General features: G+C 74.6%; 16 protein-coding genes. 11 read left to right on the top strand and 5 right to left on the bottom strand.

Annotated features, from left to right (window positions below; all coding sequences use genetic code 11):
- Positions 1-229 precede the first annotated feature (229 nt).
- The gene (locus WA762_RS07070) at positions 230-2,563 is read right to left on the bottom strand and encodes a peptidoglycan recognition protein family protein (RefSeq protein WP_335933827.1); all 2,334 of its coding nucleotides are present in this window, start codon (positions 2,561-2,563) and stop codon (positions 230-232) included.
- Between the two features lie 553 nt (positions 2,564-3,116).
- On the opposite strand from WA762_RS07070, the gene WA762_RS07065 reads away from it, so the two are divergent.
- The 4 genes from WA762_RS07065 (at position 3,117) to WA762_RS07050 (ending at position 7,540) form a co-directional block, all read left to right on the top strand.
- Entirely contained in the window at positions 3,117-3,635 is a 519-nt protein-coding gene (locus WA762_RS07065; protein WP_335933825.1) for a hypothetical protein, read from the top strand.
- 61 nt (positions 3,636-3,696) lie between these two features.
- Positions 3,697-4,476, top strand: coding sequence for a GNAT family N-acetyltransferase (locus WA762_RS07060; protein WP_335933824.1), 780 nt, complete (start codon positions 3,697-3,699; stop codon positions 4,474-4,476).
- 122 nt (positions 4,477-4,598) lie between these two features.
- Complete coding sequence (locus WA762_RS07055; RefSeq protein WP_335933823.1) at positions 4,599-6,761, top strand: serine/threonine-protein kinase; 2,163 nt, start codon at positions 4,599-4,601, stop codon at positions 6,759-6,761.
- Positions 6,762-6,952: 191 nt separating this feature from the next.
- On the top strand, positions 6,953-7,540 hold the full coding sequence (locus WA762_RS07050) for a cysteine hydrolase family protein (protein WP_335933822.1): 588 nt from the start codon (positions 6,953-6,955) through the stop codon (positions 7,538-7,540).
- Between the two features lie 131 nt (positions 7,541-7,671).
- Here the strand turns inward: WA762_RS07050 and WA762_RS07045 are convergent, their stop codons facing one another.
- Complete coding sequence (locus tag WA762_RS07045) at positions 7,672-8,421, bottom strand: class I SAM-dependent methyltransferase (protein ID WP_335933820.1); 750 nt, start codon at positions 8,419-8,421, stop codon at positions 7,672-7,674.
- 492 nt (positions 8,422-8,913) lie between these two features.
- Between WA762_RS07045 and WA762_RS07040 the strand changes: the two genes are divergently transcribed.
- Positions 8,914-9,552, top strand: a complete 639-nt coding sequence (locus WA762_RS07040) for a TetR/AcrR family transcriptional regulator (protein WP_335933818.1) — start codon at positions 8,914-8,916, stop codon at positions 9,550-9,552.
- Positions 9,553-9,572: 20 nt separating this feature from the next.
- Positions 9,573-10,286: a helix-turn-helix domain-containing protein gene (locus WA762_RS07035; protein WP_335933817.1), complete on the top strand. Its 714-nt coding sequence runs from the start codon at positions 9,573-9,575 to the stop codon at positions 10,284-10,286.
- Between the two features lie 96 nt (positions 10,287-10,382).
- Here the strand turns inward: WA762_RS07035 and WA762_RS07030 are convergent, their stop codons facing one another.
- Entirely contained in the window at positions 10,383-11,069 is a 687-nt protein-coding gene (locus tag WA762_RS07030; RefSeq protein WP_335933816.1) for a GDSL-type esterase/lipase family protein, read from the bottom strand.
- A gap of 68 nt (positions 11,070-11,137) precedes the next feature.
- On the opposite strand from WA762_RS07030, the gene WA762_RS07025 reads away from it, so the two are divergent.
- Entirely contained in the window at positions 11,138-12,127 is a 990-nt protein-coding gene (locus WA762_RS07025) for a WD40 repeat domain-containing protein (protein WP_335933815.1), read from the top strand.
- A gap of 75 nt (positions 12,128-12,202) precedes the next feature.
- On the opposite strand, the gene WA762_RS07020 is transcribed toward WA762_RS07025, so the two are convergent.
- A complete protein-coding gene (locus WA762_RS07020) occupies positions 12,203-12,994 on the bottom strand; it encodes a TetR/AcrR family transcriptional regulator (RefSeq protein ID WP_335933813.1) in 792 nt (263 codons plus the stop codon).
- Between the two features lie 220 nt (positions 12,995-13,214).
- Between WA762_RS07020 and WA762_RS07015 the strand changes: the two genes are divergently transcribed.
- From WA762_RS07015 to WA762_RS07000, 4 genes are all read left to right on the top strand, one after another.
- Positions 13,215-14,255 carry an ATP-binding cassette domain-containing protein gene (locus WA762_RS07015; protein WP_335933811.1) on the top strand — a complete coding sequence of 347 codons (1,041 nt, stop codon included), beginning with the start codon at positions 13,215-13,217 and terminating at the stop codon, positions 14,253-14,255.
- Complete coding sequence (locus WA762_RS07010) at positions 14,252-15,079, top strand: ABC transporter permease (RefSeq protein WP_335933810.1); 828 nt, start codon at positions 14,252-14,254, stop codon at positions 15,077-15,079. The genes WA762_RS07015 and WA762_RS07010 overlap by 4 nt, the downstream gene beginning before the upstream one ends.
- 105 nt (positions 15,080-15,184) lie before the next feature.
- Entirely contained in the window at positions 15,185-15,739 is a 555-nt protein-coding gene (locus tag WA762_RS07005) for a GNAT family N-acetyltransferase (RefSeq protein ID WP_335933808.1), read from the top strand.
- 59 nt (positions 15,740-15,798) lie between these two features.
- Positions 15,799-16,197 (top strand): DUF4259 domain-containing protein, encoded by a 399-nt coding sequence (locus WA762_RS07000; protein ID WP_335933807.1) that lies wholly within the window; start codon positions 15,799-15,801, stop codon positions 16,195-16,197.
- A 25-nt stretch (positions 16,198-16,222) separates the two neighbouring features.
- On the opposite strand, the gene WA762_RS06995 is transcribed toward WA762_RS07000, so the two are convergent.
- Positions 16,223-16,834, bottom strand: coding sequence for a Uma2 family endonuclease (locus tag WA762_RS06995; protein ID WP_335933806.1), 612 nt, complete (start codon positions 16,832-16,834; stop codon positions 16,223-16,225).
- Between the last annotated feature and the right edge of the window lie 64 nt (positions 16,835-16,898).

The following is a 16,898-nucleotide window of genomic DNA, read 5'->3' as shown; positions in this document are numbered from 1 at the left end:
CGTCGTCGTCGCCGTGGCGTCCGCCGTCGGACAGTGACCCGTACGGCGTGACCGTATACCGAGGCACTCCCCGCGCCGGCGCGCCGTACGGCGGTGACGCGTACGGCGGCGACCCGTACGCAGGACGCCCGGCGGCGGGCGGTGAACGCCGCCGCCCCGCCCCCGTCCGGCGGCGCGGTACGGGAGCGGGGCGGCCCGCGGCTCGGCCCGCACGGGGCCGGGCCCGCGGTCACTTCAGGTAGACCAGCCCGTCGGCGGTGATCGCCGGGCGGCCCGAGGTGCCCACGACGACGATCTTGACAGTGTGCTTGGCGCTGCCGGACCAGGTCTTCGTCCACAGCGCGTCGCGGTACTTGGTGGCGCTGGACTTCAGGTCCACCGTGGACACCTTCTTGCCGTCCACATAGACGTACGCCTGGCCGGAGGTCGAGGCCCGGGAGACGACCAGGGCGGCCGAGCGGCCGGTGAACGTCCAGGTCAGGGACGCGCCCTTGGCCGAGCTGGAGTACGACTTGCCGCCGAGGTAGCTGGACGAGGACTTCGTCGTCCACTTCCCCGTCTTCGCCGCCGAGGTCTCCTGGAGGATGACCGGGGTGCCGGAGACGGACGCGGCGGCGGTGTTGCCCGCCTGGTCGTACGCGGTCATGGCCCATTTGGTCGCGGTGCCCGACTTCGCGGTGTGCGAGGCGCTGGTCACGGTCGGACCGTACGTCCTGGCGACCGGGGCGGTGAGCCGGACCTCCTTGAGCGCGGCGGCGTCGGTGGCCTTCCACTGGAGGGTGAGCGGGACGCCGGCGGTGTTGACGGTGCCGGTGCGCAGGGCCAGGTTCGGCTTGGCGGTGAAGGAGGGCGCCGTCCGGTCGGCGACCACGGTGACCGCCGGGGACGTGCTGACCTTGCCGGACTGGTGGGTGGCGCGGACCTGGACCGTGTGCCTGCCGACGGCGAGCGTCGCCTTGGCGGAGGTCGCGGTGCCCGCGGTGGTGGCCACGGCCTGCCCGTCGACCAGCAGCTCGTACTTCGAGACGAACGCGCTCGGGGTCGACGCCGACCAGCCGACGGTCACGGCGGACTGGGCGTAGTACGTCGAGCCCGAGAGCCCGGCGCCGGTCACGGACTTGACGGCCAGCCCGGTGACAGAGCCCCCGGCGAGGGCGCGGATCGCGGGCAGCTGCCCGTACAGCTTGGTGCCGGGGCACTGGGTGTTGAAGCCGTCGCGGTGGCCGGAGACGGTGTTGAAGGTGTAGGCCGTGCCGGTGGTGAACGCGGTGCCCGCGAAGTTCTTCTGGGTCGCCCCGGCCGTCAGCCTGGTGGTGCCCGCCGGGTCGACCTTGTACTGGCCGAGCTTCCACGCGGCGACCCGGGCCACGGCGGTGGTGGCCGCGCTCGGGGCGGCGGTGTCCGTGTAGGTGCCGATGACGGCGATGCCGGCCGTGTCCCGGTTGAAGCCGTAGGTGTGCGCGCCGAAGACCGGGCGGTCGACGCCGCCCTTGCGGCCCTCGAAGATCGTCCCGCACTTGTCGACCACGAAGTTGTAGCCGAGGTCCTTCCAGCCGTTGGCCTTGACGTGATACGCGTACAGGCCGCGCACGATCGCCGCGGAGTCGGCGCACGAGTAGTTGTTGGTCTCGGCGGTGTGGTGGACGAAGACGGCCTTGACGGTGTTCAGGTACTCCGGGGCCTCCGGGCTGATCGACTCGTCGGCGCCCCAGCCGGCGCGCGAGACGATCGGCGGCCTCGGCGCGGTCGACGGCGGGCCGGGCGTCTGCGTCTGCGTCTGCGACGGTGTGGGCGACGGGCTCGCGGACGCCGTGGGGGCGGTGGCCGGCGGGGTGGGCGTCTGGCCGGCCGGCTCGGAGGCGCCGGGCGCGGAGGGTGCGGAGGGGGTCGCCGCGTCGGCCGGGTCGGCACCGGTGCCGGGCGCGGGCGGCTCGGAGCCGGCGGGGCCGGACGGGTCGGCGCCGGGGCCGGCCGAGGGGTCGTCCGCGGCGGCCGGGTCGGCGGCGGCGAACGCGGCGGGTTCCGCGTCGGTGGCGAAGGCGGCGTTCGAGGCGCCGGTGCGGCCCGGGTCCACGGTGTCCAGCCGCAGCCCGGCGGGCAGCTTCGCGGAGACCCCGCCGCCCGCGCCGACCCGTACCTCGACGCCGTCGGACGGGCCGACCCAGCGCGGCTCGGTGCTGCCGCGCACGCCGGACCGGCCGCTCTCGGCGCGCCCGGTGACATCGGTGTCCAGCGGCAGCCACGGCGTCCACCGCCCGTCGGCGGCGGACCGGGTCCGCACCTCCACGGTCCCGGTGACCTTCGCCGCCGGGTCGGTCCAGGTGACGCCCAGCATGCTGAACGGGGCGGTGTCCCGTCGGCCGAGGGCGGCGGTGGTGCCGTCACCGGCCACCTTCAGGGCGGTCGCCCGCACATCGGCCCGCGCCGGGCCGGTCCCGGCCGGGCCGGACTTGGCGTCGTCGGCCGCGGGCGAGCCGGCGGTCGCCCCCTCGAAGGCCAGGACGCCCGCCACGGCGGAGACGGCCACGGCGGCGGTGATCCAGACTCTCTTCTTCGGTCTCAAGTGGTACCCCACAATCGGTCTCGGACAAGGTCGCGTCGGGCGCTGTGTCCGGCGACAGCACCGGTCCTGACGGAGGACGGTGGGGGGTACGCGTGCTGTCGCACATGCAGCGGCCCCCCAGCTTGCCATGCCCACTTCCAGGCCCGGCGTCCGCCCCGCCCCATGACGCCTCGGATGCGCCTGAATATCCGCGGATGTCAGGGGTGACGCGTGTCAGGCCGCCGCGGAGGCCGCCCGCGCCGGGCTGTTCCGGGCGCCGGATCCACCGCCCGCCGCACCGCCGTTCACGCCCGTCACACCGCCGTTCACGGCTGCCGCACACCTCCCAGTACATGTGGTCGCCCTCCCCGACGTCGGGGATGCCGTGCGCGTACGGCTCGATGGGCGGGTACTTCTCGTCCGGTCGGCGGTCCACGGCGCGGTGCCTCCTCGGCTCGGCGGGCGAGGGGGACGGCCTTGAGGGTCTGCCCGACATCGCTGGCGGGCGCACGACGGCAGCTGCGGCACCACGGACGACGGGCCGGTCCTCGGGGCGGGGCGTAGCCTGGGCGCCGTGAATTCCACACCCCGGGTACTGGCCGTGCTGGACGGCCTGTTGACCGACGCCGGCCCCGAAGCGCGCGGCGCGCTGTGGCAACTGGCCGAGTCCGGCCGTGAGTTGGATGCGAACCTGGTGCGCCTCCCGCCGGGCGCCGAGGTCGGGGAGCACCAGGAGGACGCGCTGGACGTCCTCCTGGTCGTCGTCGCGGGCGGCGGCCGGGCCGTCGCCGGGGGCGCCGGACTGGAGCTGACGCCGACCACCGTCCTCTGGCTGCCCCGTGCCTCCCGCCGGGCGCTGGTCGCCGGGCCGGACGGCCTGGCCTATGTGACCGTCCACCGCCGACGCCCCGGTCTGGCCATCAAGCCCCGGGCCACGCCCCGGCCCCAGCCTCAGCCCCAGCGCCCGCCCGAGCCCGAGGGCGGCGAGGCGGCCTGTCTGCTGGACCGGGTCTGCCCGGCCTGCGGCCGGCTCTCGGCGGACCCGGAACCGGTGTTCTGCAGCCGATGCGGCGAGCGCTTCGCGGAGCGCTGACGTCCCGCGTTCCGCCGAACTCGCTTGTCCCGGCGGGCGGGGCGGGGGAAGAGTGGACGGCATGATCTGGGACGAGGAACGACTGCTGACCACGGAAGTGGACGTCATCCACGGGCTCGACCCCGCCGCCGACGAACCGCCGTTCCTGCTGCGGAAGTCCACACCGCGAGCGGTGTGGGCGTGGTCTCCCCGGGCCCGGCTGCTGGCCGTCGCGCCGGAGGTCGGCGCCGGGCTCCGCGAGGCGGCGCTGGCCGAGGGCGCGGACGAGGCGTACCGGCCCGGTGAGCCGCCCGCCGCGCTCGTCCGCCTGGCCGCGTCCCTGGGCGACCGGGCGGCGACGGCCCCGGGGACGGACGGTCCGGAGGCGACCGGCGCGGGCGCGACGACCCCCGCGATCACCGGCGGTCCGAGCTTCGTCTTCCCGGCGGGCGTCCGGGTCCGGGCCCCGGATCACTCCCCGCTGCCCGTCGTGGTGTCCGACGGCGAGGGGCGGGAGGCCGCGCGGAGCTGGATCCGGCCCGACAACTGGCAGCCGGGCGAGTGGGAGGAGCTGATCGGCGGCCGCGCGGGGGAGTGGGCGATGGCCGTCGACGGCCGCGAACCCGTGTCGATCTGCCACTCGCCCGCGACGAACGCCGACGCGGCGGAGGCCGGCGTCTGGACGCGCGCCGACCACCGGGGCCGCCGCCTCGCCCCCGCCGCCGTGGCGGCCTGGGCGGGACGCGAGGCCCGTGCCAAGGAGGTGCTGTTCTACAGCACCTCGGCCGACAACCACGCGTCGCAGTCGGTCGCCCGCCGCCTGGGGCTCACTCCGCTGGGGTGGATCTGGGCCGTGCGCTGACGCCCGGGACAACATGGCCGAATCACAAGTCCGGTCAGGGGACGGGCGGATGACGGTGCCTCTAGTCTGAGCGCGGTTGGTCCAGGGAGCGCACAGGGGGTCGCGTGGTGCACGGCGACGACATGGCGGATCGCGGTACCGGCGACGGGCGCCGCGGCGACGAGCGGCACGACGACGGGCGCCGCGGCGACGAGCGGCACGACGACGGGCGCCGCGGCGACGAGCGGCACGGCGACGAACGGCACGGCGAGGGAACCGGCGGCCGGTCGGGCCGCCGCCCCGGCGAGGACGGCCCCGAGGCCCAGCCGCCGCCGGAGACGGTCACCGCGCCGTTCGAGATGATCGACGCGCGCTACCAGCTGCTGCGCCGGCTCGGGCACGGCGGGATGGGCGAGGTCTGGGAGGCCCTGGACACCCGCCTGAACCGCAAGGTCGCCGTGAAGGGCCTGCTCGACCGCGGCGCGGTGGGCACGGACGCCCAGGCCAAGCTCATGAAGCGGGCGCGGCGCGAGGCGGAGGCCATCGCGAGGATCAAGCACCAGAACGTGGTGGCGGTCCACGACCGGGTCGAGACCGACAGCCAGGTCTGGATCGTGATGGAACTGCTGAACGCCCACTCGCTCGCCGATCTGCTGCGCGCGGAGCAGCAGCTCACGGTCCGGCGGGCGGCCAGGATCGGCCTGCAGATCCTGCGCGGGCTGCGGGCCGTGCACGACGCCGGTGTCGTCCACCGGGACGTGAAGCCGCACAACGTCCTGTTCCGGCCGGGGGAGTTCGCGATCCTGGCCGATTTCGGGATCGCGACCTTCGACGGGGCCGTACCGGTCACCCGGTCGGGGGAACTGGTCGGGACGGTGAAGTACCTGGCGCCCGAACTGTTCGACCAGGCGTCGGGCCGGCCGCAGGCGGCGACGCCGGCGTCCGACCTGTGGGCCCTCGGCATCACGCTGTACGAGATGGTCGAGGGCCGGACGCCCTTCGACGGGCTGTCGCTGGTCGAGTTCCTGATCTCCGTGCACGAGTCGCCGGTGCCGCGCATGACGTACGGCGGTCCGCTGACCCCGGTCGTCGAGGAACTGCTGCGCAAGGACCCCCGCGAACGCCTGTCCGCGGCGGAGGCGGAACAGCTGCTCCGCGCGGTCCTCCACGAGCACCCGACGCGGGAGACGCCCCCGTCGGCCCCCGCCCCCGTACCGCCGTCGTCACCCGAACCCGGGCCGGTGCCGCCGACGTTCCCCGACCCGGCCCCCGGGCCCGTGGCGCCCCCGCCCCCGGACCCCGGGCCGCCCCCGCCCCCGGGGCCGTCGCCGCGGGCCGCGCCGTCCCCGCCCGCCGCCCGGTCCCCGGAGGGGCGGGCCCGGTACGGGCGGCGGGCCGCGGTCGTCGCCCTGTGCGTCGCGCTGCTGGCCGGAGTCGGCTGGTACGCGGTGGACCGCTCGCGGCAGGACGAACGGGCCGACGCGCCCGCCGGGGAGGGCAAGGCCCCGCCGGAGCAGACATACCGGGCGGCGCACCCGGGCCAGCCCCTGAAGGTCGGCGTCAAGGCCGACCAGCCGGGCCTGGGCGTGAAGACCGGGAAGGACACGTACCAGGGCTACGAGGTCGACCTGGCCTACGCGATCGCGCGGGACATGGGCTACGCCCGCGACGAGGTCGAGTTCAAGACCGTGAGCACCGAGAACCGGAGCAGCCTGTTGCAGGGCGGGTCGGTGGACCTGGTCATCGCCACGTACAGCATCACCGAGAAGCGGAAGCACGCGAAGCCGCCGGACTACAGCGTCGCCTTCGCCGGGCCGTACTACGTGGCGAACCGCAGCTTCCTGGTGAACCGGAAGGCGAAGCTGTACAAGGTCGAGGACACCAGCCTCCTGCTCGACAAACATCTGGAGGTCTGCACCGCGCGGGACTCGACGTATGTGGACTGGCTCGCGAAGGAGAAGTACAACCTGACGGCCACCCGCCCGAACGGATACGAGGAGTGCGTGCGGCGCCTGCTGGATCCCGCGTCGGGCGTCTACGCGGTCAGCACCGACGACATCATCGTCGCCGGATTCGTCAAGGAGGACCCGACCCGGCTGAAGCGGCTCGACGCCGGGAAGGGCCTGGAGGGCTACGGCGTCGCGATGAAGCCCGGGGAGAAGCGGCTGAAGAAAGAGGTGTGCTCCGCCCTGGGGAAGGTCCTGACGGACGGGACCTGGGAGCGGCTCTACCGACGACACCTCTACCCGCTGATGGGCGAGGCGCCGCCGAACAAACCGACGCCGGACGAATGCCGGAACGGATGACGGGCCCGGCGGCGTGAGCGGAGGCGGCGGGGAACGCGGGGGAACGGTCCCCGCCTCCCGGCGGTCCCCGCCCTCCTCGCCGGTCCATGCCCCTGCCCGCCCCCGCCCCCTGCCCGCCGCCCCGCCAGGACTCGACCGCGCGGCGGCCGAAATCGGTGGAGCGGCGCGGCGCCGGGAGTCATGATGGCCGAATGACCTTTTCCCCGGACCCTGTTGAGGCCCTGCTCGTGGTGGACGTCCAGCTGGACGCCGTCCGGGGCGACCGGGCGGTGCCGGACGCGGCCCGGCTCGTGGACCGCACGGCGGACCTGATCGCCCGGGCGCGCGCCGGCGGGGCGCTCGTGGTGCACATCCAGAACGACGGGGAGCCCGGGGCGGGCGACGAGCCCGGCACGCCCGGCTGGGAACTCCACCACGCCGTGGCGCCCGGGCCCGCCGAGGCGGTGGTCCGCAAGACCGAGGACGACGGTTTCCACGAGACCCCGCTGGGGGACCTGCTGACCGGCGCGGGGGTGCGGTCGCTCGCCGTCTGCGGGGTGATGTCCGAGATGTGCGTCCGGGCGACCGCGCGGACGGCCCTGGCGCTGGGCCACCGGGTCGTCATGCCGCACGACGCCCACGCGACGCACGACATCCCGGCGGCCCCCGGGATCGGCGACGGGGTCCCGGCCGCGGCGGTCTCGCGGGTGGCGGAGTGGTCCCTCGGCAGCGACCTGGAGGTCGTCCCGCGCGCCGCGGACGTCGCCTTCACGGCCCCGCCCGCACGGCCCGGCCGGTAGGTTCCGCCAGGCGGCCCAGGCGGCCCAGGCGGCCCAGGCGGCCCAGGCGGCCCAGGCGGCCCAGGCGGCCCAGGCGGCCCAGGCGGCCCAGGCGGCCCAGGCGGCCCAGGCGGCCCAGGCGGCCCAGGCGCTCAGGCCGTCGGCGGGCGGCGGAACAGGGCCGTCCAGAGGAACGGTTCGCCGAAGCGGGCGGACGCGGGCGGTTCGTCGTTCATGCGCCGGAGTTCGACCTCTGTCAGGCCGGAGAAGATCCGGCGCAGCGACTCCGGTGTGTAGGCCAGCCCGCCGCGCAGCCCCGCCCCGTCGTAGAAGGCGGCGTCGGGGAGTTCGCTCCCCATGCCCGCCTCGCCGGCCGCGAAGCAGGTGAGGGCGAGATGGCCGCCGGGGGCCAGGACGCGGTCCAGCAGCGCGAGATAGCTGACCCGGCGGTGCGGCGGCAGATGGTGGAAGCAGCCGGAGTCGTGGACCAGGTCGTACGGCCCGGCCAGTTCGGTCTCCGCGAGGGCGAAGGCGTCGCCCCGGAGGAAGCGGATGTCGTCCGCCGCCCCGGCCTCCCGGGCGCGCTCCCCGGCCCAGGCGAGCGCCTCCGGCGACAGGTCCACCGCGTCGACCCGGAAGCCCCGCGAGGCCAGGTGCAGGGCGTTGCGGCCCGGCCCGCACCCCAGGTCCAGGGCGCGGCCCGGGGCGACGAGCCCCCGGTCGACGTACGAGACGAGGCTCTCGTCGGGCTTCGCCGCGAAGAACGGCACGGGCCGCGACCGGTCCGCGTAGAAGCCGTCCCACCATCCCGCCGCGCCGGCCGTCCACCGGTCGGCCTCCGGCGAGACCAGGTCGTCCAGAAGCCTGAGCACGTCGTCCGTCGTGCGAATGTTCCGTTCCACGCGATCCCGTTCCCTTTTCTCGTTGCACGGAAGGGGGAATCGTAGGTCCGCGCGGCGCCGGAACCCAGCGTCGGGAGCGGCGGTGGAGGCCGCCCCGGGACGTGTGCCGGGCCCCGGTGTACGGGGCGGAAGTGCCGGTCGGGAACGGCCCGTTCGGGCGTCGGCGCGTGCGCGGACGAGCGTGGCGGGGGGTTTTCCGGGGACGCCGGGCGGTGTTTCTCCGGCGGCTCTCCCCCTCCCGCCGCGGGACGGTCCGGAGACGGCCGGCCCGGCCCGTCGGGCGCCGCCGGCCCCGTCGCGCCCGGCTCGGGCGGCGGCGCCGGTGAGCGAACTCCCCGTGACCCGGAACCGATGCGCGGCGGCACCGTTTAGCCGGACGAACGGACGTGAAGAAGGTGCCGCCCCGCGTGTCCCACTGCGTGGCGGAGACCCCACCGACCGGGCCGAGCAGGAAGAGTGGGGACCGGCGGTACGGACGACGAAGGAGGACCGATGGTGGGTGCCGTGGCGAACCAGCGGAACGGGGCGGCCGGGCAGACGGCGGAGAGCCAGGAGGCACGGGACCGGCTCCTGCGTGCCGGACGTCAGTTGTTCGCCGCGTACGGGTACGCGAACACGAGCGTCGAGGACCTGTGCGAGCAGGCGAGGGTGCCCGTCCACGTCTTCCAGCAGGAGTTCGTCTCGCGCGAGGTGCTGCTGATGGCGATCTACGACGAGGTCGCCACCTACGGACTGCGCGCCGCCGAGAACGCGTTGATGGCCGAGGGGATGGAGGACTGTCCGACCCGGGAACGCGTCCGGCTGCTCTTCGAGGCCTATGTGAAGGCGGTCACCGAGGACCCGTGCGCGGCCAGGGTGGCGTTCGTCGAGGCGCTCGGGGTGAGCCGGGAGGTGGACAACCACCTCGCCACCTGGCGGACCATGTGGATCGAGTTCCTGACCTCCGAGGCGGAACGCGCCGTGCGCCGGGGCGAGGCGGTGCCGAGCGACCACACCGTGACCGTCACGGTGCTGAACCACGCCGTGGACGAGCTCATGGCGCATCACGGCCGGCGTCCCCGCCAGGTCGACGCCGAATGGCTGACCGACGAACTCACCCGGCTTTCGCTGGCGATGATCCTGCCGTCCTGACCCCGGCCGATAATGGGCGCATGGCGGAAGGCTCGGAGCACCGGACGCGCGGTGCGCGGCACAGGCCCGGCGATCACCGGGAGGGCCCCGGCGTCCCCCGGGAGGGCGGCGACCGGCGGGCGGATCACGGTCCGCGCGCGGACGACGAGATCTCGGCCGTGCTGACGGGCGTCGGCCCCCGGTTGCGCGCCCTGCGCCGGGAGCGGGGTACGACCCTCGCCCGGCTCAGCGAGACCACCGGCATCTCCCTCAGCACGCTCTCGCGGCTGGAGTCCGGCGGGCGCAGGCCCACCCTCGAACTGCTGCTGCCGCTGGCCAAGGCGTACGGGGTCGCGCTCGACGAACTCGTCGGCGCCCCGCCCACCGGTGACCCCCGCGTGCACTTCCGGCCCCTCACTCGGGACGGGATGACCTTCGTGCCGCTGACCCGGCACTTCGGCGGGCTGCACGCGTACAAGCAGATCCTGCCCGGCGGCCGGGGCGCGACGGGGCCGCTGGAGCAGCGGGTCCACGAGGGGTACGAGTGGGTGTACGTGCTGGCGGGGCGGCTGCGGCTGGTGCTGGGCGAGCACGATCTGGTGCTGACGGCGGGCGAGGCCGCCGAGTTCGACACGCGCACCCCGCACGCGTGGGCCAGCGCCGGGCCCGAACCGGTCGAATTCCTCAGCCTGTTCGGCCCGCAGGGCGAGCGGATGCACATCAAGGCCCGGCCCGCGACCCGGCGGGACGCCTGACCGGCGGGGCTTCCCGACCGGCGGGGACGCGGCGGGTCCGGCCGTCCTGGACGGCCCCGTACGTGCCTACGAGCGGGGGCGCGCGGGGGCGGGGTCCTACGGGCGGGCCGCGTACGGGCCGCCCAGGCCCCACGCCTGGTGCATCGCGTCGGCGAACGCGCCGGCCAGCAGATGCTCGCCGGTGGGGCCGGGATGCGTGCCGTCGTAGGTGTCCCGGTGGATGTCGTACCCGGGCGGGCGGGAGGCCAGCAGGAGCGGGGACATCGGGTCGTCGAGGTCGGCCACGGCCTTCGCCAGGAGTTCGTTGAAGCGGTCGCACTCGGCGGCGAACGGGGCGTCGGACTCGGCCCGTATGTTCGGTATCACGGGCAGCAGCACCATCCGCACGCGCGGGTTGGCGGTGCGGGCGGCGGCGACGAACGCCCGTGCGTTCCGGGCGGTCCGGTCGCTGTCGGTGTAGAACCCCAGGTCGATCAGGCCCAGCGAGACGAGCAGCACATCGGTGCGGTGCCCGGCGACGACGTCGGCGATCACCGGGGCCATGTGCAGCCAGCCCTCGCCCCAGCCGGCCAGATGGGCGCGCGCCTCGACGGGGAAGTCCGGCGCGCCGTACGCGTGACTGACGGCGGCGTCCGCCTCCGCGTCGTACAGCGCGCTGCGCGGGCCGACGATCGCGAACGGGGCGTCGAGGACGGCCGAGAGATGCCGCCACATCCGGTACCGCCAGGTGACGTCGCCGGCGCGGCCGATCGTCATGCTGTCGCCGACAAACGTGAAACGCATGGACGCCATCATCGCGGATCACCCGGGAATGATCCCCCGGCGCCGGCGTGACGATGGACACTTGCGGCATGCGTTCGTACCTGACTGCGTCCGGAACCGCCGCCCTGCTCCTGCTCGCCGGGGCGCTCTCCGCCGGGGCTGCCGCCGCCGAGTCCGGCGACGGGGCCGACCGGAGCTTCACCATCGAGGACCCCCGGATCACCGAGTCCAGCGGCCTCGCCGCCAGCCGGGCCCACCCGGGCGTCTACTGGACGCACAACGACAGCGACGACGGCCCGTACGTCTACGCCGTCGACTCCCGCACCGGGAAGACCGTCGCGACGATCACCATGACCGGGGTGGGGCGGCCGCGCGACGTGGAGGCCATCTCGCTGGGCCCCGACGGCGACCTGTACGTGGGGGACATCGGCGACAACCTCGACGGCAGCTGGGACCACGTCTGGATCTACCGCTTCCCGGAGCCGAAGGAGCTGAAGGACGCCACGGTCCGCGCCACCCAGTTCGACGTGAAGTACGCGGACGGCCCGCGCAACGCCGAGGCGCTGATGGTGCATCCGGTGACCGGCCGGGTCTACATCGCGTCGAAGAAGGAGGGCGGCGGCGGGCTGTACGAGGGCCCGGCCCGGCTCACCACCGGCTCCGTGAACGTGTTCCGGCGGGTCGGGGAGGTGCCGTGGGTGACGGACGGGGCGTTCTCACCGGACGGCAAGGAGCTGGTGCTGCGCTCGTACTTCAGCGCCCGGGCCTACGCCTTCGCCGACGGCCGGCTCGGCGCCGACCACGCCGTCCGGGCGCCGCTCCAGCGGCAGGCCGAGTCCGTGACGTACACGGCGGACGGCTCGGCGCTGATGTTCGGCTCCGAGGGGACGCGCAGCGACGTGGTCCGGGTCGACCTGGAGAAGGACGCCGGGCGGGGCGGGAACGCGTCCGCCGGGGGCTCGCCCTCGTCCGCCGGGGACGCCGGGGACGGGGTCGGCGCCAAGGGCATGAGCCTGACCGGGGTGCTGGTGCTCGTCGCCGCGGGCGCCGTCCTCCTCATGCGACGGCGCCGGAGCTGACCGGCGGCCGCCTGCCGCCTGCCGCCGCGGCCGGCGTCCCGGCGAGACCCGTCCCCGCGGGGCGGGCGGTGCGGCTCATCCCCCGGCCCGCCGGCGGACGAGCGCCTCGAAACCGTCGATCAGCCGTTGCAGACCGAACGCGAAGTGGTCGGTCCCCTGGCCGAACGCGTCCTCGGAGAGGGCCGCCATCAGCGGATAGTCGCCGCTCAGCATGGCCCGTTCCAGGTAGGGGCGCTGGTGCTCCCAGAAGTCGCCGTCGCTCACCCCGGTCTCCCGCGCGGCCTCCGAGGTGTGGAACCGGGCGCGGGCGATGCCCTCCACGAAGCTGTTGACCGTGATGATCGTGGAGATCAGCTCGGTGTCGGGCAGGCCCATCCCCCTGATGCCGGCCAGGGATCTCTCCAGGCCGCGCAGGGCGTTGGGGCCGAGGACCGTGCGCGCCTGATTGACCTTGAGCAGCCAGGGGTGGCGGTGCAGTTGCTCCAGGTGGGCGTGGGCCATGGCGCTCAGGGCGGCGCGCCAGTCCTCGGGCCCGCCGTCCGTCGTGCCGTCGTGGACGGCCGACGGCTCGCCCAGGACGTGGTCGAGCATCAGGTCGAGCAGCTCGGCCTTGCCGGGGACGTAGCGGTAGAGCGACATCGTGCCGGTGCCCAGGTCGGTGGCGAGCCGTCGCATCGACAAGGCGGTCAGGCCCTCCGCGTCGGCGATCCCCACGGCGGCGGCGATGATCCGGTCGAGGGTGAGGGCCGGCCGGGGGCCGCGGGCGGGCCGGTTGCCGACGCCCCAGAGAAGCTCCAGGCTGCGCGCGACATCGCCGCTGCCGGCCGTCGTTCCGTCCGTCGCACCCGCTGCGTCCCTCTGAGCCATGGCTTCAGCGTAAGCCGCCGGGGGCGAGTCGCCGGACCAAAACTGCGTACGATGTACTCTCATGTGGGTACGGTGTACGCAAAGGGTCGGCGTCCCTCCGGGGCGCCGGTTCGGCGGCCGCTCGGGCTTCCTCCTCGCACTCGCGGTGTTCGGCCGGAGGCGACGTGAGGACGAGCCCTCGGCGCGGTCGCGCGATTCGGTGGACGAAGGGGGTCATGCGATGGGTGCGAACGGATGTGCCGTACGTGCCGAGGGAGTCGTCAAGCGGTACCGGCGGCAGCGCGGGGACGGACGCGGCGAGGGAGAGACGAGGGCGCTCGACGGGTTCGACCTGACGGTGGGGCGCGGCGTCGTGCACGGGCTGCTCGGACCGAACGGGGCGGGCAAGACCACCGCCGTGCGCGTCCTGTCGACGCTGCTGCGGTTCGACGGCGGGCGCGCCGAGGTCGCCGGGCTGGACGTGGCGCGCGAACCCCGTCGCGTCCGCGCGAGGATCGGTCTCGCCGGGCAGTACGCCGCCGTCGACGAGGTCCTGACCGGCCGGCAGAACCTGGAGATGTTCGGACGCCTCTTCCACCTGGGGGGTGACCGGGCCCGGCGGCGCGCCGCGGAACTGCTGGACCAGTTCGGTCTGGTCGGGGCCGCGGACCTGGGGGCCGGGGAGTACAGTGGCGGCATGCGACGCCGCCTCGATCTCGCGGCGTCGATGATCCTCGCCCCCCAGGTGCTGTTTCTGGACGAGCCGACGACGGGGCTCGATCCGCGCGGCAGGGGCGAGGTGTGGGACAGCGTAAGGGCTCTGGTGGCGGGTGGCACGACGGTGCTGCTCACCACCCAGTATCTGGAGGAGGCCGACCGGCTCGCCTCGCGCGTCACCGTCGTCGACCGGGGCCGGGCCGTCGCCGACGACACCCCGGACGGGCTGAAGAACCGGGTGGGCGGCGACCGGATCGAGGTCGTCGCGGGTGACGCGGCGGACCTGCCCGCGGTCGCCGGGATCGTGGAACGGGTCGCCGGTACCGGCCCCGTCGCCCTCGACGACGCGGCCCGCCGTGTGCACACCCGGGTCCCGGACCGGGTCGCCGCGCTCACCGAGGTCGTCAGGACCCTTCAGGACCGGGGGATCGCCGTCGAGGACATCGGGCTGCGCCGGCCGACCCTCGACGACGTCTTCCTCGCTCTGACCGGAAGCCCGCCGACGGGCGGCCCGGCCGGGAACCGCACGGACGGCGCGACCGGGGAAGCGGAGGTGACGGCGTGACCGTCGTCGAACCGCGGGCGTGGGGGCCCGCACGCGGCCGGCTCCACTGGGCGCTGGCCGACAGCTGGAACGTGGCCCGCCGCACCCTCACCCACTACCGGCGACAGCCGCTCGCCATCGTCTGGCAGCTGGGCTTCCCGATCCTCTCCGTGCTGCTGTACGGGTACGTCTTCGGCAGCGCCATGAAGGTTCCCGGCGGGGGCGACTACCGGGAGTTCCTGATGCCGGGCATGTTCGCCACCACCATGGCCCTCGGCTTCATGAACACCGCCGTGGCCATGGTGACGGACGTCGGGAAGGGAGTGGTGGACCGGTTCCGCTCCATGCCGATGGCGCCGGTCGCGGTCTGCGCCGGACGCGGTCTCGCCGATCTGCTGGTCGCCGCCGCCGAACTGACGATCCTGGGGGCGACCGCGCTGGCGATCGGCTGGCGCGCGGGCGACGGACCGGCCGCCGCCGTCGGGGCGTTCGGACTGCTCCTGCTGCTCAGGTTCAGCCTGATATGGGTCGGTGTCTGGCTCGGGCTGCTGGTCCCGGGCCCGGAGTCGGCCGGCGGGCTGTACGCGATCGCGTTCCCGGCCACGATGATCTCCAGCGCCCTGGTCGCGCCGTCCCTGATGCCGGGCTGGCTGGGCGCCGTCGCCGCCTGGAACCCGATCTCGTCCACGGTCACGGCGACGCGCGCGCTCTTCGGCAACCCGGTGGCGAGCGGCGGCACCTGGGTCGAGGAACACGCCTTGCTGATGGCGGTGGTGTGGCCGCTGGCGCTGACCGCGGTGTTCCTGCCCCTGGCCGTACGACGCTTCCAGCGGCTGAGCCGCTGAGCGCCGCCGCCGTCGGGCGGGGGCGACCGGGCGTCCGGTTCTCCGGGCGTCCCGGTCCGGGGCGCCCGGACCGGCGGGCGCGTCACGCGCGTAGGCTCGGGCGCCGTGACGAACCAGGAGCCCGACCCCTTCTCCACCCTCCGGCTCGACGCCCTGCCGCTGCGGGTCGCGCACGCGGACGAGATGGCGGCGGTGCTGGCCGACCCGGCCCTGTACGCCTTCACCGGGGGCGTCCCGGAGTCCGCCGACGGGCTGCGGGCCCGCTACGAACGTCAGACCGCCGGTTCGCCCGACCCCGGGGTGCGGTGGTGGAACTGGGTGCTGCGGGCACGGGACGAGGACCGGCTGGCCGGATACGTCCAGGCGACGGTGGACACCCGGACGGCGGAGGCGGAGATCGCCTGGGTGGTCGGGACGCGGTGGCAGGGCCGGGGATACGCCAAGGAGGCCGCGGCGGGTCTGGTGGACCGCCTGGTACGGGAGACGGCGGTGCGCGCCGTCGTCGCCCACGTCCACCCCGACCACGCCGCGTCCGCCGCCGTGGCCGCGGCGGCCGGGCTGACGCCCACGGAGAGGTGGCACGACGGCGAGCGTCGCTGGGAACGGAACCGGCACGCGCGCCGAGGGGCCGTCGTCGGGCGTTGTCAGTGGCGGGTGTGAGGATGGCGCACGCCGGTGGAACTCGCCGGCCGACGCTGTTTCACACTGAGGGGACACCCATGGGCACCTGGGACTTCGGCCACTTCGACAACGACTCCGCCGCGGACTTCTCGGGGCGTCTGGACGACGCGCCCGAAGCCGAGCGGCCCGCGCTGATCCGCACGGCCCTTGAGATCGCGATCGCGGCGGACTACCTGGACAGCGACGAGGGGTCGGAGGCGGTCGCGGCGGCGGCGCTGATCGGCGCTCAGTGCCCGGGCGGGGAGCCGGTGACCACCGCCTACGGCCCGGACGAGCAACTGCCCGCCCTCCCGGCGGACCTGCGCCCGCTCGCGGCGAAGGCCCTCGACGCGGTGCTCGGCGACAACTCGGAGCTGCGCGAGCTGTGGGAGGACAACGAGAAGTGGACGACGGGCATCACCCGGCTCCGCGACGTGCTGCTCGCAGCCGCGTCCTGAGCGCCCCCGGGGCCCGCCCCGGCCGTCAGGCGCGGGTCCGGCCGGCCCGGATGAGATCGTCCACGTCGAGGGCCACCGGGGCGCCGATGGAGTCGGGCAGCGACGCGGACTGCCCGGGGGCGTACACCTGGTGGCTGTCGTAACCGCCCCCCATGGGGTCCGTCAGGACGTGCACCCGCCCGTGCTTGCGGTCGACGATCACGTACACCGGGATCTTGGCCTCGGCGTACGCGGCGACCTTGTTGCGCAGGTCGTTGTTGTAATTGCCGGAGGTGACCTCCAGCACCAGGCGGAAGACGGCCGGGTCGTAGCAGTTGTTCTCGACCAGGTGCTCGTCGAAATCGGCGTCGACGAGGGCCAGGTCGGGGATGGCGTAGTCCATGGGACCGCTGGGGAGCCACAGGCCGATGCCCTGGAGCACTCTGCTTTCCTCGCCGTGGAGACCTGCGGCCAGGAAGGGAACCATCAGCGTGGTCAGTGCGTTCGCGTGCGGTCCGTCCGGGGGTGGGGCCACGGTGATGACGCCTCCGATGATCTCGACTCGGTACCCCGGAAGCTGCTCCGTGAGGCTGTTGGCCGTGTCCAGCAGGGATTCGGGTTCACCGTCACAGGGGTGCTCGACTGCTGCTGCAGACATTGCGGGCCTCCTGAAGGGATGATGTCGAGGTCATCATCGTAGGACGATCCTGCCGCCCGGGCCC

It is taken from the genome of Streptomyces tyrfis (assembly GCF_037034285.1).
GTDB lineage: Bacteria > Actinomycetota > Actinomycetes > Streptomycetales > Streptomycetaceae > Streptomyces.
Note: the sequence above shows the minus strand (reverse complement) of the source record. Positions and strands in the feature narration are given on the sequence as shown.